The following is a 22310-nucleotide window of genomic DNA, read 5'->3' as shown; positions in this document are numbered from 1 at the left end:
GTCAAAAGAGGCCTGAAAATGGTTGAACCTTGCGCTTACAGACTATTTTAAAGCCGCAGGAGATGCCAGGCCTGGTTGGTTTGCAGATGCGTCATTGCGGGCTTGACCCGCAATCTAAGGCGCGCGGTAAAGATGCCGTGTCGTGGCACGGCATGACGATGGGTTTTTGCATGGCGCCATTTATTGCTGACCCTATTTATTGGTTTTGAGGTTAGGGGGTTTCATCTTTAAGCGGTGATTATTCGTAATGCGTCCAAAGGCGCAGCACCTTAACGGTTCTCTGCGCTTCAAGTACTTGGTAAACAATGCGATGCTGGATGTTAATTCGCCTTGAATACGCTCCTTGCAAATCACCAACGAGTTTTTCATAGCGCGGTGGCGTAAGAAATGGGTCTTGTTCAAGCAGTGCCAATAATTGCTGGGCTTGATTTTTTAAACCACTGCCGGCCAGTTTCTTTGCATCTTTTTGTGCTTGTTTGGTATAGACCAATTGCCAAACCATAAGGCTACCAGTTTAACTCGGTGCTGCATTCATCTAGCGGGGTATGCAACCCCTCAATCACCGATTCACGTAAACCCGGAATCGACAATAAATGAAGGGTTTCATTAATGGCCTGCCAGTCTTCTTCAGCAATCAATACAGCATTGCCCTTTTTACCGGTAATGGTGACGGGTTCATGCGATTCATTGACTTGAGTAAGTAAGCCATAAAAATTTGCACGCGCTTGAGTGCTATTGAGTATTGGCATGACGCCTCCTTTATGACGTACGTTATCGCATCTTAATATAGCAGGCTTAAATAGAAATGTATATTAGGAAAAGGAAAAGTGGATGTTCTTTTATTTTGACTCTGACCCATTTATTTTGGTTGGTTTGTAGACGTTTGTCATTGCGGGCTTGACCCGCAATCTAATACGTGTTGGGCGTGCGGTGTAGATGCCGTGTCGTGGCACGGCATGACGATGGTTTTTTGCATGGTATAAAAGAGTTTCACGGAATTTGGGTATAAAAAAAGCCGCGTTAGAAAAACTAACGCGGCTTTTGAAGGTTCTAAATTAACGAAAGGTTAAATTAGAAATTCATTTTTAGAGCAACAGTGTAACCGATTTGTGAATGGTTGACTTCGTGACTCGTTCCACCAACAGAACCTGCAACACCAGCAGCAACATCAGCATCTTGCCCATCATCAATGGCACCTTGATATGCTAAACCTGCACTTACAGCTGAAGTGTTAACGGTTTTAGTGACTTCTGGTGCATAGACTACTGCACCTTCAATCATCATGTTTTTAGTTAAGCTGTAACCACCACCAAAGGTAATGTGGCTTTCAACAACGGCTGGGAAGAAGTGGTTGTTAAACAAATCAACAGCTTGGCCAGTATAAGTATTGTCGTTGATTTTTTTGATTGGATCAGAACCAAAGTTGTAACCCGCGCCAACCCAGTAACCTTGTCCAGTGTATTTAGCGCCTAAACCAAATACATTTTGATCTTCCCAATTAAAGTCTTTATAACCTTCAGCATCCGCCCATTTGATTTGCTTGGCGTCTGCAGTCAACATAATGTTACCCATAGTGTAAGCCGCACCAATTTTGATTTCAGCGGGCTGTTCTAGTTTGTCGCCTAGGTTAACACCTTGTTGAGGTAAGCCAAATCCGGCAGCTGCAACAGAAACTTGATCTTTGTATTCCATTGAAATAGCTGATTGGTAAGCTAAACCAAGAGTAAAGTCTTTGGTGACATCAAAATAAGCCCCTAGGTTAAAGCCATAGCCTAGGTCAGTCGACATGCCGTTTCCTTGGCCGCCATTAGTTGCATCACCATCAGTATCATAATTAATATCTAGTGAGCCATACTGAATAACTGGTGCAAAACCGATACCAAAATTAGCTTCGTTATAAGCAAGAGTAGGGGCAAACTTCATAATTTGTAGGTTACTGTAGCCATTAAACAGTGCGTCAGTATCGCGATAGTCCACACCCATACCAGCAGAACCAAACATGCCTAGACCAAATGTTAGGTTTTCGTTAATGCGGGTTGACATTGATACTTCTGGAATTACGTTAGTGTCATTGTCGCTGGTTTGAGAGACTGGGTCATTAGTTGCTCCAGGCACGCCAAAAGCAGCTGAAACTGCTGTTGCAACATTACTAGTCGCTTTTACATTAGGCTTAAACAAAGTTCCGCCAATCGAAAACTCTGTACCTTGCGATTTACCTAGCAATGCTGGGTTTGTCAATGCGTTTTCTGAACCAAAAAATGCGGCTGTTCCTGTTCCGCCTAGTGCGCGAGCTTGTGCGCCTAAACCAATTAAAGTGTCACCGTTGGTGGCTAGTACTGGAGTAGAGATCATGGCCGCGGTGGCGATGGCTAAAGCTAATTTGGTTTTTGTTAGGTTAGTTTTTTTCATGCTGTTTTGACTCACTTTGTTGTTGTTGTTTGTAACAGACGGTGGTCTGTCTTTGATTCGGTTGCCACTATGCATTAATTTTATTTGTTTGGATAATCAAATAAATTTAATGACTGATTAATACGATTAATTTCTTATATTAGACATTACTAATGCTTAACGCCCATAAGATTGGTTTTTCGGGCGATTATACGCATTTTTTAAGTAAGGGTTAATATGTAGGGTATAAATATTAGGTATAAAAAAACCGCGCTTTAAAATGTAACGATTAAAGGCGGTTTTTTGCCTGGTTAAGGTTAATAACAATGTTAATAACGTTATTAATAATGCTTTAACCAGGCCTGGTTAAAGGCTTAGAACTCGCCTTTTGCACCTTTTTCTAGCATTTCCCACATGGTGTTACGCACGTCTAAAGTGGCTTCTAACAACTCAGGTGGCATTTTTTTGCCCATTTTAATGGCCATGTCCATGTTCATAGTGTAGATATGTAGGCCATCGGCTTCTTCAACAATGTTTACGCGGCAAGGTAAAAATCCGGCCATTGCAGGAGAGAAGTCAATCATTTTACGCGCAGTTTCTGGGTTGCAGAATGACATTACGTGAATAACGCCAGACGCTACGCCACGGGCTTTAAGCTCTTCTGACAAGGGTAGTTCGCCTACGTTTTTGATGTTGCGGTTAACGCCTACGGCATTGATGGCGTCGATAACGTCTTCTAGTTTTACGCCTTCTTCAACTTTTACTTCCCACATGGTGGCGTCAGCGATGTCGCCTTCGGCTTCAACCCATTTGTCCCAAACTTCCATAAATGTGCCGCCTGCGCCTTCGTTTAGGTTGCCAATGGCGTTGATGGTTCCGCAACCTGATAGGGTGGTGACGGCGGCGGCTAAAATACCGGCTTTAAATAGTGTGATTAATTTCATGTGTTTTCTCCGTTGTTATTTTGGGTGTAAAAGTTGGGCTAACCAAATTTGTTAACAAGGTTACTCCTAAGTGCAACAAAAGAAAATGTGATTTTTTTTGTTGAGTAATAATATTATTTTATTAACAGATTCTTATACGCTAATGCGTGAGTGCATGGGGGCACTTATTTTACGGTTTTTTGAGTGCGTTATAGTTTGGTAAACCCTAGTAAAGTCAATAGGTTGTCGGCTTGTTGGTTGCCGGTGGTGGTAAAGCGTTGTTTGACCCATTCGTGGTGTACGGGGTAGTGGCGGCGATAGGTTTCGTAAGCGTTATAAGTGTCGGTTATATTGTTCTTACGTATGGCTTGGTCGTCGTGTTGCACGTTATGTGTGGCACTTAACACCTGTTGCACCACGCTTTGCACCGTTTGCGATGGAGTGGTTTTGGGGTGAATTACGGCAGGGGCAGGGGGTAAATGAGTTTGCCAGTGGGTTTGTGGGGCAATGTTCCAGGCTTGGCACAGGGCGTTGTATACCATGGTGCTGCCGGCTAGTTTGGCTTCAAACGAGTGGCCAGCAATGTGCGGCGTGGCCAAGTAGGCGGTTTGGTAGAGTGCGGGATTTATATGGGGTTCGTTTTCCCAGCAGTCTATAATATTGGCTTGCGTGGGGGTGTTGACCCAGGCAGTTTCGTCAATAATGCCGCCGCGTGCGGCGTTAACAATAATTTGTTGTGGATTTATGTGCGCCAGACGTTGTTGGTTTAACAAGTGGTAGGTGGCGTCCACGCCCCTTAAGGTGAGCGGGGTGTGAAAGCTTATAATGTCGGCTTTTAAGGCGGTGTTAAGGTCGACAAACTCAAGATGAGTGGATTGCGCGCTGTTTAATGGCGCTTTTTCTCGTGAATTTTCACGTGATCTTTCTAGTGCTCTTTCGCGTGGCGGGTCGTTAAGCAAGCAAGTCATGCCTAAAGCTTGGGCTTTTTGGTGCAATAAACTGCCCACGTGCCCTACCCCTATAATCCCGAGTGTTTTTTGGCTAAGGTCAAAGTGGTTGTGTTGGGCTAACTCAAACAGCGCGTTTATCACAAATTCGGCCACCGAATTGGCGTTGCAGCCTTGGGCGCTGTAAAACGTAATGTTGTTTTGCGTTAACCAGGCCTGGTCAATGTGGTCTAACCCCACCACGGTACTGCCCACAAATTGCACTTGGCTGTGTTGCAGCAGCTCGGCGTTGACTTGAGTGCGCGAGCGCACAATAAGCGCGTCGGCGTTTTGCACGGTGTGCGCGGTAATGTCTTTGCCGGGTACGGTAATCACGTTTCCCAAGTGTCCAAACATGGCCTGCGCATAGGGCACAGCGTCGTCGATGATGATGGTTTTTGTAGAGGGCGTGACGGGGGGCGTTGTATGTGACATGTTGCGTGGCCTTGGTAACAAATTTTAGAGCCAATATGGTACGACATCTTTAGCGCTTATGGGTACGCGTTTTGTACGTTAATTTAATGTGACCAGGCCTGGTTAACTTTGGAGTGGCAAATGAAAAACTTAGAAACAATAAGCGGCATTAATACGGTCTTAATTAACGGAGCGGTCGGTGCCATCGAAGTGCGTTGCAAACAGCCTAAAGCCGATGCATTGGAGTTTACTGCGGCAGCACAAATATCATCATCACCAGGCCTGGTTAAGTTGGTGGTGTTGAGTCATCCGCACCCTTTATACGGCGGCACTATGAATAATAAGGTAATCACTACGTTAGAACGCGCATTTTTAAGTTTGGGTTACATCACCGTCGCCTACAACTTTAGAGGCGTGGGGCAAAGTAGCGGCTTGCACGATCATGGCGCGGGCGAACAAGACGATTTGGCGGCTGTTTTAAGTTGGGCAAGTCAGCGTTTTAAGGCCGAACATATTGTGTTAGCGGGGTTTTCGTTTGGCAGTTACGTTACCTTGCAGGCACTTAACCAGGCCTGGTTAAACGATTATAAGCCGTTTATAAAAGGCATCTGCACCGTAGCGCCACCCGTAGGCTTGTATGATTTTAATGGATTGCACGTGCAAGACGTACCCTGGGTGGTGATTCAGGGCGGGCAAGACGAAGTGGTGAATGCGCAGGCTATTTTAACTTGGGTTATGAGCGCCAACACCGCTCATAACGACAACCACACGATGATGGCCGACGTGTATTGGCGTGGCAAAGCCAGCCATTTTTTTCACGGTGAATTGGTCTGGTTAAAAAACACCGTGCTGGCAATTTATTAAAAATGTAAGGTCTTTTAAGCTTAGATTTACATATTAGAATTTACTTATATGTTAAAAGTCTTATAATGCCCAACTTTATATAAGAAAATTCTTATATTTTAATAAGCTTGAGTTATGACCTAATTATGGATATGGTTAGCAAATTAAGCGTTTGTGTTAAGCGTTTGTACGAAAACGTGGGCTTACTTAAGCATGCATAGACCCATAAATGATCCTGGACACACAGGCAAATAAACCACCCAATTCTCTTTTACATTTTTAAAACTCATTTTGTGGAGTGCGTATGAAACACCAAAAACCTTTTAAACAAAAACTAACGGTCCTGGCCATGGCGTTGTCGTGTTTAATGCCTGCAGCGGCCTTGGCGCAAACCTTAGATTTTAAAATGTGTGTGGACAACGCACTCAGTCAAAACCCCGAAATGCGGGTAAGTGGTGCGCGTATTGAACAAGCGCAATCGGCTTTGGGCAAGGCGCAATCAAGCCGTTTGCCACAAATAACCGCCTCGTTTACCGCCGCCAACTCAAATAATGCCTTAAATGTGTTTGGGATGAAGTTGCAACAGCGTGAAGTAGTGCAAGAGGATTTTATTGTTGAAAGGTTAAACGATCCCGACGCTCACACCGACTTTAACACGCGCTTAGAAATGCTGGTGCCCATTTACAATGGCGGCATTGTTACGTCATATGAAAATCAAGCTGCCGCCATGATTGAAGCAGCGCGCCAAGGCAACGTGGCGGTGCAACAAATGCTGACCTATCACATTTATCAGGCATACGAATCGGTGCACGCCGCGCGCGCATACATCGCTGTGGCCGAACAAGCTAAATTAACCGCTCAAAGTTTTGTAAAAACCACCCAAAGTTTGGTAGAACAAGGTGTTTTGGTGCGCTCGGAGTTTTTAAGCGCCCAGGTAAATGAGTCAAGCGCCAGTGTGGCCTTAATGAAAGCCCAAGGCCAAGAGCAAATTGCCCTAGACAACTTAAGAATGTTAATGAGCATGGAGCCTGGTGCGCCATTAGACGTGGGTGCGCGTCAAGATTTAAGTCTGCCCACCGAATCGATGGACGAGTTGGTAGGGTTAACCTTGGCCGACAATCCACAATTAGAAGCCAAGCGTAAAGAGGCTAATGTGTCGGAGTTTGCGGTAGACGAAGCCAAAGCGGCCTACTACCCTAACTTTAACATTATGTTGCGCCAAGACTGGAACGATCAAAACTTAGGCTTAAGCAGCAGCTCTTATACCGTAGCCGGAATGGTGTCTTGGAAAATCACCGATTTTGGTGTGACCAATCATTCGGTCGATATGGCCAATGCCGCCGCCGCGCAGCAAAAGGCGACCGTTCAGTCCGAGTCTAACAAAGCGCGTTTAGAGGTGATGACCGCGTGGCGTAAATTGCAAATTTACAAACAGCAAGTGCAAGCGGATGTATTGGCGGTTGAGCAGGCCGAAGAAGCTCAGCGTTTAATTATGCAACGCTTTAACAACGGCGTGGCCACCATTACCGAAGTATTGGCGAGCCAAACTCAGCTAGACAAAGCCCGTGCCGACTTGGTTGGGGCGCAGTACGAAACCAATGTAGAAAAAGCCCGCTTGCGTTTGGCAACCGGCACCATGGACGTAACGCGTTTGTAATTTAGCCGTGTAAAAGTAGATTGCAGCGGTGTTTAACACGCATTAAAAAACCTTTAAAAACATTTAACAAATTTTAAGAAAGTTGGAGTGACTAAAATGAAACAAGCACAAAACACCTCTAAGTTGTCGTTATCGACACTGGCAAAAGCCATGGGGCTGGCCGTCGGTTTGTCGCTAACCTTGACCGGTTGCGGTTCTGATGAGAGCGCACCGGTGGCGCAAGAAGCCAACACTCAAGTTATTAAAGCCAACGTACAAACCGTCGATTTAGGCACGGTGCCGTTAATTGCCACGGTACCCGGCTCGGTCGTACCCGACCAAAGAGCGCGCATAGCTTCGCGTTTAACGGGCTACATTAAAGGATTAGAAGTGCAAGTGGGTCAAAGCATTAAGCGTGGTGACTTGCTGTTTAGCATTGATTCTGGCGACATTCGCAGTCAAATTGCCCAAGCCAACTCAGTGTATCAACAAGCTTCGGCGGGTTTGCAAGACGCTAAATTAGATTTTGATCGCTTTAGCAAATTGTACAAAGACGACACCGTGTCAAAACAGCAGTTTGACAAAGTGCGCTTGCAATACAGCGTTGCACAACAAAATTTAGCGGCGGCCAAATCGGGATTAGAGCAGGCACGTGCGCAATTAAATTACGCTAACGTAACCGCACCGTTTGACGGCGTTATTGTTGAAAAACTGGCCGTAGCCGGTGATTTAGCTACCCCAGGCAACCCCATTGTGGTAATTGAAAACATGGCGTCTTTGAGCGTGCAAACTGAAGTGGCGCAAGATTTATTTGCGGCTTTGCGCACGGGCGATGAAGCACAGGTGATCATTGATGGCCAAGCCACAGCTTTTGTGGGTTCAATTTATACGTTGGTCAGCTCGGCCAATCCTAAAACGCGTACTCACACCGTTAAGTTAAGCTTGCCGGTGTTGGGCAGCGTTAACAGCGGTACGTTTGCGCGTGTTAGTTTTAAAGCCGGTGAGCGTCAAGCCATTATGGTGCCTAAAGCAGCCGTGGTAAATCGTGTGGGTGTAGAGGGTGTGTTTGTGCTTGAAAACAACAAAGCGTTTTTTCACATGGTACGCACAGGCTTAGCAATGGGCGACTTGGTTGAGATTCAATCAGGCCTAGGGTTGGGTGAGCGCATTGTGATTGATAACAACGAAAGCATGCTTAATGGCGATACGGTTGAAGTTGAAGGCGAAGCACAAAAGCCAAGCCCAGTCGCGACGACTGAAGGGGCGTAATGATGTCTGAACAGCATAAAGAGATGGCGCACAACGCGTCCGAACCGCAACTTAACATTGCCGGTAAATTAGCCAAAGCGTTTATTCATTCTAAAATCACCATGATGATTATGATCGCTATTACTCTAGCCGGAATGATGGCGTACATTATTACTCCGCGTGAGTACAACCCACAAATTATTGTGCCTGCGGCCAATATTATTGTGCCTAAAGGCGGCGCTACACCAGAAGAAGTCGCCAATATGGCGGTTAAGCCACTTGAAACCATTATGCGTGCATTGCCTGGAGTAGATCATACTTACGGCTACGCGTCTAATGATTTTGGCGTGGTTACGGTGCAGTTTGAAGTGGGTGAAAACCAGGTTGATAGCTTGGTAAAAGTGTACAACCAGTTGATGCAAAACATCGATAAAATGCCGCCCGACACTCAACAGCCATTGGTAAGACCTATTAACGTTGACGATGTGCCTATTATGACCTTGGCGATTACGTCAAGCGACATGACGGCCTACGATTTGCGAGATGTGTCGTTAAAGTTGGTTGAAAACTTGCGTAATATTCCTGGCGTGTCGTTTACCGATGTGGTGGGTGGCCAAGAACGCGGCATAAATGTGTGGCTAGACGCGCAAAAGATTGCCTTAACGGGCATGTCGTTAGACACCATTAGTGAAATGTTGCTAGGCAGTAACGTATCGATGCCAGTGGGTTCATTGGTTAACAACAACAAAGACCATTTGGTGCGCGTTAACGGTTATTTAGGCAACGCTAAAGAGGTGGGTGATATTATTATTGGCACCGATGCCGGTCGCCCAATTTACTTAAAAGACATTGCCACTATTGAGGACGGCCCAATTGAAGCCGACGCATACACCCGTATAGGTTTTGGACCCGACGGCACGCTTAACGCCAAAGGCGAACAAGCGGCTGTGACCATTGCCTTGGCCAAAAAGCCAGGCACCAATGCGGTAGACGTGGCCAATGCGGTTATAGAAAAGCTCGACATGCTTAAGCTGAGTATGTTACCCAGCAACGTAGATGTGGTCGTGACCCGCAACGATGGCGAAAAAGCCAATGCAGCGGTAAATCTATTAATGGAGCATTTGGGCATTGCCGTGTTGTCGGTCATTGTTATTTTAGTGCTGTTTTTGGGTTGGCGTGAAGCCGGTATTGTGACCTTAACCGTGCCCCTAATTTTATTTGTGGTGCTGTTTATTGGCATGATTGCCGAGCAAACCATTAACCGAATCACCTTGTTTGCGTTAATTTTATCGCTGGGATTGTTGGTGGACGCGGCCATTGTGGTTATCGAAAACATTCATCGACACATTCACAACGGCTTTGACCCCGAAAAATTTGATGAAGTGTTGATTCGCGCTACCAACGAAATTGGTAACCCCACTAACGTGGCAACCATCGCAGTTATTTTAGCGTTTATTCCTATGTTGTTTGTAACGGGGATGATGGGTCCATTTATGGCGCCTATTCCGTTTAACGTGCCTGTGGCTATGATTGCGTCGTTATTGATTGCGTATATTTTAGTGCCCTACGCCGCGTATCGCTTTTTAGGCAAAAAAGCCATTAAAGAGATGCAAGAACGCGAAAGCATGGCCGAGCCGCATCCGCATAAAGAAGATTGGATGCAAAAGCTGTACGTTAAGTCGATTACGCCGTTTATTGAAAGCCGTACCAAACGTAACGTATTTTTGTTTGTGGTCTTAGCCTCACTTATGGGTGCTATGCTGCAACCGGCGTTACAGTTTTTACGCGACGACGGGATGAACAATCCACTGCACCCTGCGGGTGTTGAGGTGAAAATGTTGCCTTATGACAACACCGGCACGTTCTTGGTGCAGGTAGACTTGCCCGAAGGTACAGCGTTAGAGGCCACCGACCGTGTGGTTCGCCGAGTGGGCGATGTGTTGGCTAATACAGCGCACGTAATGGACTATAGCGTGTATTTGGGCAATCATGCACCGATTGATTTTGCCGCATTGGTGCGTGGCGATCTTATTAAGCAAGGTGCAAACTTTGCTCAAATTAGAGTTAATTTGGTGGATAAGCATCATCGTAAAGCCACCTCGCATCAAATTGTGTCGCAATTTGACGTGGCGTTGAACGATTTACGCAAGATGTTTCCTACCGCCAATATTAAACTGTATGAAACTCCACCAGGGCCGCCGGTTACTACGCAAATTATGGCGGAATTGTACGGGCCTGATTACGACAAGTTGCGCGCCGCTGCACTAGAGGTGGGTGGCAAGTTTAATGAGGTATACGGTTTAATTAACATAGACGATTCGGTCACCGCCGATTCGGAAAGTTATGAAATTAACATTGACCGTGAACAAGCCAATTTATTGGGTGTCGCACCGGTTCAAGTTAGCAAAATGTTGCGTGATTACATTAATGGTTTTGAGCTGGGGTATATGCACCTTGATAACGTGCGTGAGCCAGTAAACATTATTGTGCGTTTGCCACGCTCTGAGCGCACCGTGGCCGAGCAGTTGCTTACCTTGCGTGTGCAATCACGTTCTGGTGAGTCTATTCCTTTGTCGGCAGTGGCTACCATTGAAAAGGTGATAGCGGCCAAGCCTATTTTAGGACGTGATCAACATCAAATGGTAATGGTTGGTGGTGAGTTATTACGCTCAAGCCCAGTGTATGCGGTGTTAAGTCTAGACAAAATGTTGGACGGCGTGACGTTGCCTGAATCGGGAGTGACGTTTCATACTGCCAACCTTGGTTTTGTAGCCGCTGAGCCCAATGATGTGATGGAATACACCATTTTATGGGGCGGTGAGATGCGCCTAACACTGGACGTGTTTCGCGATATGGGCAGTGCGTTTATTGTGGCGCTAATCTTTATCTATTTGATTTTAGTAGGGTATTATCGTTCATTTATGATGCCGGTCATTGTAATGGGCGCTATTCCGCTTACCATGATTGGGGTGTTTCCTGGGCATTGGTTAACCGATCAGGCCTTTACCGCTACGTCCATGATTGGGGTAATTGCACTTGCCGGGATTGTGGTGCGAAACTCATTGCTGTTAATTGACTTTATTTTAGAGTACCGCAAAGAAGGTAAGTCGCTAAAAGAGTCGGTGATTGAGGCAGGTAAAGTGCGTTTCCGTCCTATTTTACTGACGGCTTTGGCCATTATGTTTGGTTCGATGATTATGATTACCGATCCTGTGTTTGGTGGTTTGGCGGTAGCGTTAATATTTGGAACGCTGTCTTCAACCATCTTAACCTTGTTGGTCATTCCGTTGATGTACTACATCTGGCAGTGGCACGGTGGAGTAAAACAACAAGAAGAACGCGATGCGCTAAACGCACGCCTAGAGGTTAAAACAAATAATTAAACCCTAGTGTAAACGGTCTTAAACCCATTGCTGGTGAGATTACGTAATGGGTTTAAGCAAAAGTTTAAGCAAGCGTTTAAGAGTTTAAAAGTTTAAAAGTAGACATAAAAAAAAGCCCGGTCATCTCAATTAAGATGACCGGGCTTTTTTTATGCCTAATGAAAAGAGACAACTTGTGCGAAGCGCTTATAAGGCAGTGCCAAGAGGCTTAATAATATTATTAATACCTGTAATGGCGGTGTTTAAGTTGCATAAACTGCGGTGCTTAACTTAATTACTGTGCCGTGCTAGGCCACGATTCTAACACTTTCTACTGTTCTCTAATGTTCAACACTAAAGTTCGCGCTTGCCTATGTGTTTAAGGATGAGTGTTAGGCTAATAAACACCATGGCAATTAGCCCCAGCCAAACGGTGGATTGGGTTGGGTGTTGGTTAAATGTGGCGGCTTGGTAAAACCCTACGGCGGTGCTGTAGCCTAATAACAAACTCCAGCCACCGCTGGTGAGCGCCCAGCGCCAACCCAGCTCTTGTTTTATAGCACCAAACGTGGCCACGCAGGGAAAATACAATAAAATCAACAGCAAGTAGGCGTAAGCGCCAATGTAGCCGTCAAAATGCACCGCCATTTTATGAATGGTAGACGGTGCAATGCCTTGTTGCTCGGCCAGTGTAGTGGGGCTTTGGGTGCTGTTGAGCGACTGCAATCCCAGTGGGTCGGTTAGCGTGCCAATAATGTTGCTTACATTGTCTGGAATAGTTTGCAATGCGTCCAACAGCGCACCACCGAGTTGATAAGACGGGTCGATTTGGTTAGATTGGTTCTGCTCGGTGTTTTTTTCGGTATTTTGATAAAGCGCGTCCAGCGAGCCTACCACCACTTCTTTGGCTAATAAGCCGGTGATTAAGCCTACGGTGGCCGGCCAATTTTCTTCGGTAATGCCCAGTGGTTCTACTATAGGCGTGGCGGCGCGCGCCACGGTGCTTAATACCGAGCTGGTTTGGTTTTGGTGTCCAAACGTGCCATCGGTGCCAAGGCTGTTAAAAAAGTTTAACGCCAACACCACCAAGACAATAATTTTGCCGGCTTCTAAAATAAAACTTTTAAGTTTGTTGCGGGTGTTTAACAGCACATTCAGTACGGCGGGTTTGTGGTAAATGGGCAGTTCCATTAACAGCGGCGGGGCTTGCCCAGGCAGCAAGGTGTGTTTGAGCAACAGGGCGGTTAATACCGCGGCCAGCAGGCCAATCACGTACATTGAAAACACCATGAGTGCGGCGTGCTCGGTAAAAAAGGCGGTGGCAAACAGCACGTACACGGTAAGGCGCGCCGAACACGACATAAACGGTGTCATCATAATGGTGGTAATGCGGTCGCGCTGGTCGGGCAGGGTGCGCGTGGCCAATACGGCCGGAATGTTGCAACCAAATCCCACTACCAGCGGAATAAACGCTTGCCCCGATAAACCCAAACGGCGCATTAAGGTGTCCATAATGAGTGCGGCGCGTTGCATGTAGCCGGTCTCTTCTAAAATAGACAGCAGTAAAAACAGCGCGCCAATCACCGGAATAAACGTGGCGACCACTTGCAGGCCGCCGCCAATTCCATTGGCTAAAAAGGCAATAAGCCAATCGGGTGCGTTAAGGCTTTGCAATAGCGCGGTAGGGCCGTCTACAAACAACGCGGCGGCACTTTGGTCAAAAAAGTCAATAAAGGTATTGCCAATGGCAATCGACAGCGCAAACAGCAGATACATGACGCCTAAAAACAGCGGCATACCCAGCCAAGGGTGCAACGCCCAGCGGTCGATGCGGTCGGTGGTGTTGCGGGTAAATTGGTCGGTAAACGTTTGACTGGCGTGCGCGGCGTCGTGCGCAAACTGAAAATACAGGTCGGCGGCAATCAGCGCCAAGTCTTCGTTAAAATGCGCTTCTAACGCCTGCTTTTGGCGCTGACAAAATGTGCGTAACTCGGCGGGTGCTTGCTCGGGGTGCATTAACTGCTGCACGCTTTTCCAACACGATTCATCCGCTTTACTTGGTGTATCAGACTGACCAGGCCTGGTTAAATGGGTTTTTTCAGTATTTTGCTGTTGCAAATCACGTAAGGCGTGTACGGCGTTGTGCAAGGCTTCGGGCAGGTCAAAATGCAGGCCTGGGTGAATGTTTAGGTATTGGGGTAGGTGCTGTTTAAGCTGGTCAATGCCTTTATTAAAATACGCCGAAATAGGAATAACCGGGCAACCTAATTGAGCGGCCAGCTTGTCGACGTCGATGTGCAGATTGCATTGATTGAGTAAATCCATGCGATTAAGCACCACCACCACGGGCAAGCCCATGTGAAGCAGCTGCGCGGTTAAAAACAGTTGGCGCTCTAAACTGGTGGCGTCGACCACATTCATAATTAAATCACAGGGTTGGTGTTGCAAAAAGTGCCGTGCGACTTGCTCGTCTAAGCCCGAATGCGACGATTGCTCTAAACTGTACACACCCGGTAAGTCTATTAAATGAAAGCGTTTGGGTTGGTGTTCTACCGTGAGTTCAAACGTGCCGGATTTTTGTTCAACCGTAACCCCAGGCCAATTGCCGGTGGTTTGTTGTGCGCCGGTTAGGCGATTAAACAGCGTGGTTTTGCCGCAATTTGGGCTGCCTATTAAGGCAATTTGATAAGCGTGGGTGGGGTTTTTTAACGTGGATTTGGGCGTTGCGGTGTTCATACTAGGCGTTCGACTTCAATGTTGTGGGCAATGGCACGGTCAAGCGCAAAGCGACTGCCGTCTACGCTGAGCACTACATTGTGGCCGCGAATTAAGATAACCTCAATCACGCTGTGGGTGTGAAACCCCAAGTTAACCAAGCGCAACTTCATCGATAAATCGCCCTTAAGCGCGCTTATTTGGCAAACCTGCCCCGCAAGGCAGTGTGATAACAGTAACGGAGTGTGGGGCATGGTTAAGCGTTCTCGCAAAGATAGGTTTTAAAGCGATTTTTTTTGCACTTTATACAGCGCCACTTCACCCAATAAATTGGGCATTAAACGCATGCCCAGCGAGCTTTTGTGTTGGGCGTTAACCACCGCGCGCTCCACCACTTCGATGCCTTTGGCTTCGCACAACGCTTCAAAATCGTTAAAGGTGCACAAATGAATGTTAGGCGTGTCGTACCAGTGATATGGCAAGGTGTCGGTTTCGGGCATTTTGCCGCGCAACAGCAGTTGTAAGCGCATTTTCCAATAACCAAAGTTGGGAAACGTGATGATAATTTGCTTGCCTACCGCCAGCATGTCGTCCAGCAAAATATCGGGTCTACCCACTACTTGCAAGGCTTGCGTCATAATCACATAGTCAAACGAGCCGTCGTCAAAATAGTCGCAAATGTCGTGGCTGTTTAAGTCGCTTTGAATGACGTTTAAGCCTTTTTGCATGGCTAAAATATTTTTTTGCGGGTCAATTTCCATGCCGTAGGCGGTAATGTCGTGGGTGTTGATCAGGTGTTCAAGCAACAAGCCATCGCCACAGCCCAAGTCGAGCACGCGGGTGTTGGGCAAAATCCAATCGGCAATCAGTTTAAATTCGGGGGTGATTTGGTGCATGTTTAACCTACTTTAGCCTGCCGTAGTGGTGTTAATGGGGAGTGCTGAGTTAGAAACGTCGTTAAGCACCCGTTGCATATAGGCTTTAAAGACCCCTTCGTAATGCGCGTTGGGCAGTAAAAAGGCGTCGTGGCCGTGTTCGGATTCCACTTCGGCGTAACAAACGTCGGCGTTGTTGTCTAACAACGCTTTAACAATCTCGTGTGAGCGCGGGGGCGCAAAACGCCAGTCAGAGGTAAACGACACCACTAAAAACTTGGCGGTCGCGGCGGCGAGGGCTTTGCTTAGATTGTGGTCAAATTCGGCCGCTGGGTCAAAGTAGTCTAACGCTTTGGTCATAAGCAAATAGGTGTTGGCATCAAAGTTTTGTTTGGTGGCAAATTTTTCACCTTGGTAGCGCAAATAACTTTCTACCTGGAACTCGACATCGTAGCTGTATTGCAATTTGTCTTCGCGCAATTCGCGGCCAAATTTTGAGCCCATCATGTCGTCCGACAAATAGGTTAAATGCCCCAACATGCGCGCCAACGCCAAACCTTGTTTGGGCGTGGTGCCGGCCTCTATAAAATAGCCTTTGTGAAAGTCGGGGTCGGACATGATTGCCCGGCGCGCCACTTCGTTAAACGCGATGTTTTGGGCAGACAGTTTGGGGGCGGCGGCAATCACCAACGCGTGACGGACTTTATCTGGATAATCAATCGCCCACTGCAACACTTGCATGCCGCCCATAGAGCCGCCCACTAGTGCGACCCAATGCGGAATGTTAAGGTGTTCGCGCAGTTGGTTTTGGCTGTTTACCCAATCGCGACAGGTCACAATTGGAAAATCAGGGCCGTACACTTTGCCTGTGGCAGGGTTAAGGCTGGTGGGACCCGTACTGCCACGGCAACCGCCTAGGTTGTTGGAGCACACCACAAAAAACTGGTTGGTGTCTATGGGTTTGTTAGGGCCAATGTAGTCGTCCCACCAACCAAGTTTGTGGTCGGCGTCCATGCCGGCCACGTGGTGGTCACCGCTTAATGCGTGGCAAATTAAGATGGCGTTAGACCCTTGGGCGTTGAGTGTGCCGTAGGTTTCATAAATTAAGTCGTAACGGGGTAATACCGCACCACTGGCAAGGGTAAGCGGGGTGGTAACCGCTAATATTTGTGGGGTAATAACCCCCAATGAGTTTTTCATGTGGTTTACGACCCTGTTGTCAGTTGAGCCATGGGTTGAATGAACTGAGTAATGGAGCCAACCACAACAATTTGCGTTAATTTAATGGCGACAATGGCCGCAATGGGCGATAAATCCATGCCACCAATGGGCGGAATGTAACGTCTAAACGGCGCTAAGATGGGTTGGGTAATTTGCTCAAAAATAGCGGTATTGGGGTTGTTGCCGGGCGACACCCAGCTTAAGACTACTTGAATAATAATTAGCCAAAACAGCATGTCGAGCAGTTGGTTTAAAATCTCGGTCATGGAGCCCAAGACAATAAATACCACGGCAAATTGTTTGCCCGTTAATACGCCAATTAAAACAATAAACAGCGCCTGAACAATCAGGGCTGTGCCAATCGCTGCCCAATCCCAACGCCCGCGCGCGGGTAAAATTTTGTTGAGTGGCGCGCACAATGGGTTGGTTACTTTGGCCACAAACGTCACGATGGGGTTGCGCCAGTCGGCCGCACTGGCGCGCAATAAAAAGCGCAACATTAACGAAAAAATAATTAAACCGGTTATAAATTGCAGTAAAAACAGGCCGCCTTGGCCGATGGGAGTCATGGCTTCCATATTAAACGCCTCCTAATTCATTGGCCAGTTCGCCCGCACGATGATAGGCGGCTTGCATGGCATTGTGGACTGTGGTGCGCAGTTGCGCGGTTTCAAAACTTTGAATTGCGCGTTCGGTGGTGCCGTTGGGCGAGGTAACGTTACGGCGCAAGGTGGCGCAATCATCACTGCTTTCCATGACCATTTTGGCCGCACCCAGGGCGGTTTGCATGGTGAGCAAGTGCGCGGTTTTAGCGTCTAATCCTAACGCTTGTGCGGCGTCTTCCATGGCTTCCATAAATAAAAAATAGTACGCCGGGCCGCTGCCCGACAACGCGGTTACCGCATCAATATGCGCTTCGTTGTCCACCCAAATGGTAATGCCAGCGGCGCGCATAATGTGTTCGGCTTGCTCTTTTTGTGCAGGGCTAACGTGTGCGTTGGCAAACAGCCCGGTTGCACCGGTTTGTATTAACGCCGGGGTATTGGGCATGGTGCGCACAATCGCTAAGTTATTGCCCAGCCAACGGTTAATGTCTTGGGTGCGAATGCCGGCGGCCACCGACAAAATAAGCGGTTGCTTGGCTTGTACAGCATTTTGAATGTCTTGGCAGACGCTTTGCAAAATTTGCGGTTTAACAGCCAAAATCACAATGTCGGCCAACGCGATAGCGTCGCTGTTATTGGCTAGGCATTGAATGCCAAAGGTTTGCGTTAAGGCATCGCGTTGCGCCGGGGTGGGGTCGGTGGCAATAATGTGTTGCTTGGAGTAGCCGCTGGCCAACAATCCACCGATTAAACTTTTGGCCATATTGCCGGCACCAATAAAACAAAGTGTTGCTTGCATGTTCAATAATCCCCTTAAACCCATCTTTAAACCATAACATGGCTTTTTTGTAGCGGGTTATTATAAAGGATAAACACGCCAAAGATAAAACTTGCGCGCGGTTTTATGATTTGACCAGGCCTGGTCAAGCCTGGTTTAGATTACCAGGCCTGGTAAGATTGAATAAGTTGCCATCAGGTTGTAAAAAAGTGACCAGGCCTGGTAAAAGCTGGTTTATAGAATGAATCGTTAAGGCGCGGCGGTGTACGCGCCTTCAACGGTGGCCAATACGCTCGGAGTGGGTGGGGTTTGGGCGTACATGGTTTTAAAGCGGCGCACGTGGCTGTCGCCTTCGATGTGTTGATCAGCGTGCAGTGCGTCTACAAAGCTGGGTCTAATGGTTTGGTAAAGTAAGCGCGCTTCTATGCGCAGGGGCAAGGCGACGCTGGCAATGTTAACTTGATAGGTTAGGGTGTCTTTGCCGTCCGCGCCGTTGACCGTGTTGGCACCGCTGGCAAAGTTGGCGTCAGCTTGTGCTAAGCCCACAATGCCGTCGTCGTAAATGTTTACATCCACTGGGTTGGGGTGGCGATTGGCCTGCGTCCAGCCCATGGGCGGAATGCGATTGTCTTTTAAGTATTGGCGCGCGTGCAACAGTACATGGGTAATGTCTTGATTTACATCGCCCAATACCGATTCGTAAATGGCCACTTGATTTGGGTCATTTATAAGGTTTTGGTGCGGTTGGTAGCAGGTGGTGTAGTCAAAGGTCGCATCGTCTTTGGTCACGCTTAAACACTCGGATTGGGTAAATTTGCTGTCTTTGGCAATGCGTCCATTGGCGTCAACCGCGCCCGATTCAAACACCGTGGCTCCGGTGTTGTCTTTTACGGTGAAATGCACCCACATGCGTCTGGATGGGTAGCTGGTGGGCAGTTTGTGGCCGGTTAAGTTGGTGATGGTAAGCGGCACATTTAATATGTTATTGGCCACCGTGGTGGTGCCAATGTCCAATGTGGCTGAGTTTTGCAACAGCACTTTGGTTTGATTGATTTTTGCATCAAACCCCGTGCTTGTTGTTTTGTCGGCGATTCCGAGTTCGGTGGTGTACGTTTTTAACAGGTTTAATAAATACTCGTTACCGCCGACCATCTCGTGAGTCGAAAATTGCGAAGTAGCAACTGTGGCTAAATCGGTTGCGCTAGGACGCAGTGGCGCATTATTGGGTTTGGTGCTAATTGCAGTGGTAAAGCCTTCTTCGGGAGGAACCATGTGACAGGCCTGACAGGTTTTGGCCTCGGAATTAGCTGGGTCAGAATAGCGGCTGTTAAGCCACTCCCAATAGGGCGCTTGTTCGGGAAACTGCGACAACGTTTGGGTGCCGCCTACGTCAATCATGACCGGCGCACCGCTTAAATCGAGCGTGGGGGTGTACAAATTATGGCACGTGGCGCACAGCGCCGAGCTGTGAATGTGCGCGGCGTATTGGGGTGTGTAAAGGGTGTTGTTTTGCATGGCTTGACCCACCGGACTGGTATAAGGGCCAAAAATAGTGGGGTCTACACCGTTGTTTTCGGTCAGCGATTTAATGCTGTAATGCCCACTCATAGACGCGGCCGTGCCCAAGTTTTGGTCTTGCATTTGATGGCACGCGGTACACGCCACGCCTTCACGGGCGTGTGGGTCAATCATCGCCTGGCTCATGGCGTAGCCGCCGTTGGGCAGTAAGCCGGTTGGGTCAGGGGTGAGCAGTTCAATGTTTTGATGGGCGTGGGTGTACGCCATTGGGGCGTGACAACGTAGGCAGGTGTCTTCAATAAAGACTTTTTTATCGGCAAATTGGTGGGTTTCCTCTTCCACTACAGCGGTAAAGTAAGGGTCGTTAAGGGCGTGCGCCATAATACTGTGTTGCCATTGGGTGACTGGGCTTACGTCTTCGCCATTGGCGTTCATTATGGTGCTGGTGCCTGTGTGACAGCTGGCGCATTGGGTCGCATTTGTAAACACCCCTTTTACGCCCCAGTTAACGGTGTAGGCCGGGTTGCTAAACAGCGCGCTTTCGTTGTCGCTGGCTAAAGTAATCACCGCGGTGTCGTCGCTTAAAGTGGCATTGATTGGATTGCTTAAGGTGACATGAAACATTTTGGTGGTCGTGGTATCACGATTGGCCACCAGATTAATGGCCGGTAAGCTGGCACTGGTAAGACCCGCAGCAATGGTTACACTGCCCGATGCGACTAGGTAGTCGATATTAACGAGCGCAGAGCCATCTAAGGTTTGGTAGTTAAATGTGATGTCTTTATTGGCCGCTTTTGACAGGCTAACGTTTAAAACCACCTGAGTTTGCTCGGGCAGTGCGGTTGCGTCGTTTAGGGTTATGCTCGGCAGTGAGGATATAGGCGAGCCGCCACCCGAACCACTGCCGCAACCGTTTAGACCTAGCATAAGCAAAAAGCTTAATAAAAAAAATAGCCACGTAAGTGGATGTGATTGACGTGATTGACGAAGGGTTGAGAGCGGCGAACAACAGGGTGTAGCAATGGCATTGGCAGGTATTTTCATGATGACCTTTTTTAACAATAAGTTAGAGACCTTTGCACGAGTCAAGGCACGGTAAAAAATGGCTAAAATTTACCTGATTTTTGTTAAAAACCTTGCGAATAGCCCGCTATTCACTGCGTTTTTCGCCGCAATCAGGTAAATTTTATCTCATTTTTTTCTCGCACCTCACTCGTGCAAAGATCTCGAGATGTTTTTATTGAATCACCTCAGTTAATTTAGGTCAATGAATGATAAATGTGCTTTAATCTTAAGTTGATTGTAAATAAATTTAAGCCAAATTATGCCGGTTTTTAAACTGACCAGCCCTGGTAACTTGATGTAAATCAAGCATTTTTTATTGTTACGCTTTAAAAATTAAAGCATTTAAGTTGACGGCCGATAACTCTTTAAAGTCTCAACTGTGCTTAAGGAGTGTGTATGGCAAATTCAATTATTCCAAATCCATTGTCGGCTAAACTGTTTACGCCATTTAACGCATCCGAGGCTAAATCGCCTGAGTTACGTTCAGGGTTAAATTCGTTTAACAATACCAATAACCCGCCAAATACAGCGCCCATGGGTGGGTTGTCGTCATCGCCTACCACTCGAATGAGTTCAATGAGCAACATTTCGCAAATTGAGCAATCTTATCAATACAGCGAAACCATGAGCTTGCAACTTAAAACCAAAGAGGGTGATACGGTTACGGTCGATTTTAGGCAGTTGTACGCTCACTATCAGTCGTTAAGTCAGTCGCAAGAACGCTCGCAATGGACTGACGCTGACGCATCAGCCACGCAACCTGTGGGTGCGCGGTACTTTGCCAGCACGCAAGCATTAGAGGCCAGCGCGTTTGAAGAACGTTTTGGCTTTAGCGTAAACGGCGAGTTGAACGAAGATGAATTAAACGCTGTGTTTGAGGTGTTTGCGCAGGTGGATCAGCTGGCCAATACCTTTTTTAACGGCGACATTGAAAGTGCCTTGCAGCAAGCACAAGACATGAATATTAACTTTGGACAACTGCAAAGCGTACAGTTTAATTTAACGCAAACGCAAAGCGTCACCAGTCGCTATCAACAAGCGGCCTTGGCTCAATACAGCGACGTACAACACGCCGCTGATGCAGAAAACGCGCAAGCGGCTCAAAACAGTGCAAGCCTAAGCGACTTACCGCCGTATTTACAACAATGGCAAGTCGCCATTGAGCGGTTGGATGAACAGTTTTTAAACGCTAAAAACAGCATAGATACCTTAATGGGCAACACGCTTACGCAGCGTTTTGGGGGGCAAGAAGGTGAGTCTGGGTGGTTTGAGCGGGTGCAAAGTTTTCATAAAACGTTAGTAGAGTGGGCGCAGGCCAAAGCGGAACCGTTAAGTCAGGCGGAAGAGGGCAATGCGCTTAGCGCCCCTAATCCCGACAACCAAAATGACCAACCTAATCAAGACAAGCCTAATCAAGCCTAATCAAGACGTGTCTTAGAAATCAGCCATGGTTAAAGAGTTCATTTAAAAAATTTATTTAAAGAAATTTTTCCCGCCTTACCTCTGCAAAGGTCTTAAAAAAATTAAGAGAGGTCTTTGCAGATACTTTAAACCGCGATGTTTTAGATGCGTTTTTGTGTCACAAAGCTTGCCACAGAGTCTTGCAGTTTTTTGGCTTGCAGGTCAACGTTATCGGCATGCGATGCCAAGTTTTCAACCAATGTGGCATTTTGCTGGGTAGATTGATCCATTTCAGTGATGGATAAGTTCACCTGAGAGATGCCTGTGGCTTG

General features: G+C 47.4%; 19 protein-coding genes. 6 read left to right on the top strand and 13 right to left on the bottom strand.

All coding sequences use genetic code 11. The features are described from left to right. Positions 1–29: 29 nt before the first annotated feature. Positions 30–209 (top strand): hypothetical protein, encoded by a 180-nt coding sequence (locus EP181_RS07875; RefSeq protein WP_127471155.1) that lies wholly within the window; start codon positions 30–32, stop codon positions 207–209. A gap of 29 nt (positions 210–238) precedes the next feature. On the opposite strand, the gene EP181_RS07870 is transcribed toward EP181_RS07875, so the two are convergent. The 5 genes from EP181_RS07870 to EP181_RS07850 all read right to left on the bottom strand — a co-directional run bounded on the left by EP181_RS07870 (position 239) and on the right by EP181_RS07850 (position 4732). Next, on the bottom strand, positions 239–502 hold the full coding sequence (locus EP181_RS07870; RefSeq protein ID WP_127471154.1) for a Txe/YoeB family addiction module toxin: 264 nt from the start codon (positions 500–502) through the stop codon (positions 239–241). Between the two features lie 4 nt (positions 503–506). Next, positions 507–749: a type II toxin-antitoxin system Phd/YefM family antitoxin gene (locus tag EP181_RS07865; protein WP_127471153.1), complete on the bottom strand. Its 243-nt coding sequence runs from the start codon at positions 747–749 to the stop codon at positions 507–509. Positions 750–1071: 322 nt separating this feature from the next. Then, on the bottom strand, positions 1072–2409 hold the full coding sequence (locus tag EP181_RS07860; RefSeq protein WP_127471152.1) for an OmpP1/FadL family transporter: 1338 nt from the start codon (positions 2407–2409) through the stop codon (positions 1072–1074). 353 nt (positions 2410–2762) lie between these two features. After that, a complete protein-coding gene (locus EP181_RS07855) occupies positions 2763–3332 on the bottom strand; it encodes a DUF302 domain-containing protein (protein WP_127471151.1) in 570 nt (189 codons plus the stop codon). A gap of 188 nt (positions 3333–3520) precedes the next feature. Continuing rightward, positions 3521–4732 carry a 4-phosphoerythronate dehydrogenase gene (locus EP181_RS07850; protein WP_127471150.1) on the bottom strand — a complete coding sequence of 404 codons (1212 nt, stop codon included), beginning with the start codon at positions 4730–4732 and terminating at the stop codon, positions 3521–3523. Positions 4733–4852: 120 nt separating this feature from the next. Here EP181_RS07850 and EP181_RS07845 point away from each other — a divergent pair, with 120 nt between their 5' ends. From EP181_RS07845 to EP181_RS07830, 4 genes are all read left to right on the top strand, one after another. Continuing rightward, positions 4853–5575: an alpha/beta hydrolase gene (locus tag EP181_RS07845; RefSeq protein ID WP_127471149.1), complete on the top strand. Its 723-nt coding sequence runs from the start codon at positions 4853–4855 to the stop codon at positions 5573–5575. 283 nt (positions 5576–5858) lie between these two features. Next, a complete protein-coding gene (locus EP181_RS07840; protein ID WP_127471148.1) occupies positions 5859–7211 on the top strand; it encodes a TolC family protein in 1353 nt (450 codons plus the stop codon). Between the two features lie 96 nt (positions 7212–7307). Beyond that, on the top strand, positions 7308–8459 hold the full coding sequence (locus EP181_RS07835) for an efflux RND transporter periplasmic adaptor subunit (protein WP_127471147.1): 1152 nt from the start codon (positions 7308–7310) through the stop codon (positions 8457–8459). After that, the gene (locus EP181_RS07830) at positions 8459–11821 is read left to right on the top strand and encodes an efflux RND transporter permease subunit (RefSeq protein ID WP_232023388.1); all 3363 of its coding nucleotides are present in this window, start codon (positions 8459–8461) and stop codon (positions 11819–11821) included. Before EP181_RS07835 ends, EP181_RS07830 begins: the two co-directional genes overlap by 1 nt. 333 nt (positions 11822–12154) lie before the next feature. Here the strand turns inward: EP181_RS07830 and feoB are convergent, their stop codons facing one another. The 7 genes from feoB to EP181_RS07795 form a co-directional block, all read right to left on the bottom strand. Beyond that, positions 12155–14536, bottom strand: a complete 2382-nt coding sequence (feoB, locus tag EP181_RS07825; RefSeq protein WP_127471146.1) for a Fe(2+) transporter permease subunit FeoB — start codon at positions 14534–14536, stop codon at positions 12155–12157. Beyond that, positions 14533–14769 carry a FeoA family protein gene (locus EP181_RS07820; protein ID WP_127471145.1) on the bottom strand — a complete coding sequence of 79 codons (237 nt, stop codon included), beginning with the start codon at positions 14767–14769 and terminating at the stop codon, positions 14533–14535. Before EP181_RS07820 ends, feoB begins: the two co-directional genes overlap by 4 nt. 27 nt (positions 14770–14796) lie before the next feature. Further along, a complete protein-coding gene (metW, locus tag EP181_RS07815; RefSeq protein WP_127471144.1) occupies positions 14797–15411 on the bottom strand; it encodes a methionine biosynthesis protein MetW in 615 nt (204 codons plus the stop codon). Positions 15412–15423: 12 nt separating this feature from the next. Beyond that, the gene (gene metX / locus EP181_RS07810; protein WP_127471143.1) at positions 15424–16590 is read right to left on the bottom strand and encodes a homoserine O-succinyltransferase MetX; all 1167 of its coding nucleotides are present in this window, start codon (positions 16588–16590) and stop codon (positions 15424–15426) included. A gap of 5 nt (positions 16591–16595) precedes the next feature. After that, entirely contained in the window at positions 16596–17189 is a 594-nt protein-coding gene (locus EP181_RS07805; protein ID WP_127471142.1) for a YggT family protein, read from the bottom strand. Between the two features lies 1 nt (position 17190). Beyond that, positions 17191–18015 carry a pyrroline-5-carboxylate reductase gene (gene proC / locus EP181_RS07800; RefSeq protein ID WP_127471141.1) on the bottom strand — a complete coding sequence of 275 codons (825 nt, stop codon included), beginning with the start codon at positions 18013–18015 and terminating at the stop codon, positions 17191–17193. Positions 18016–18243: 228 nt separating this feature from the next. Next, positions 18244–20556 carry a hypothetical protein gene (locus EP181_RS07795; RefSeq protein ID WP_127471140.1) on the bottom strand — a complete coding sequence of 771 codons (2313 nt, stop codon included), beginning with the start codon at positions 20554–20556 and terminating at the stop codon, positions 18244–18246. A gap of 417 nt (positions 20557–20973) precedes the next feature. Here EP181_RS07795 and EP181_RS07790 point away from each other — a divergent pair, with 417 nt between their 5' ends. Beyond that, on the top strand, positions 20974–21999 hold the full coding sequence (locus EP181_RS07790) for a hypothetical protein (RefSeq protein ID WP_127471139.1): 1026 nt from the start codon (positions 20974–20976) through the stop codon (positions 21997–21999). 140 nt (positions 22000–22139) lie between these two features. Here the strand turns inward: EP181_RS07790 and EP181_RS12480 are convergent, their stop codons facing one another. Beyond that, positions 22140–22289, bottom strand: a complete 150-nt coding sequence (locus EP181_RS12480; protein ID WP_232023387.1) for a hypothetical protein — start codon at positions 22287–22289, stop codon at positions 22140–22142. Positions 22290–22310: the final 21 nt, after the last annotated feature.

The sequence above is a fragment of the Thiomicrorhabdus aquaedulcis genome (assembly GCF_004001325.1).
Lineage (GTDB): Bacteria > Pseudomonadota > Gammaproteobacteria > Thiomicrospirales > Thiomicrospiraceae > Thiomicrorhabdus > Thiomicrorhabdus aquaedulcis.
The sequence above is the reverse complement of the archived record's forward strand: the minus strand, read 5'-3'. Positions and strand labels throughout refer to the sequence as shown.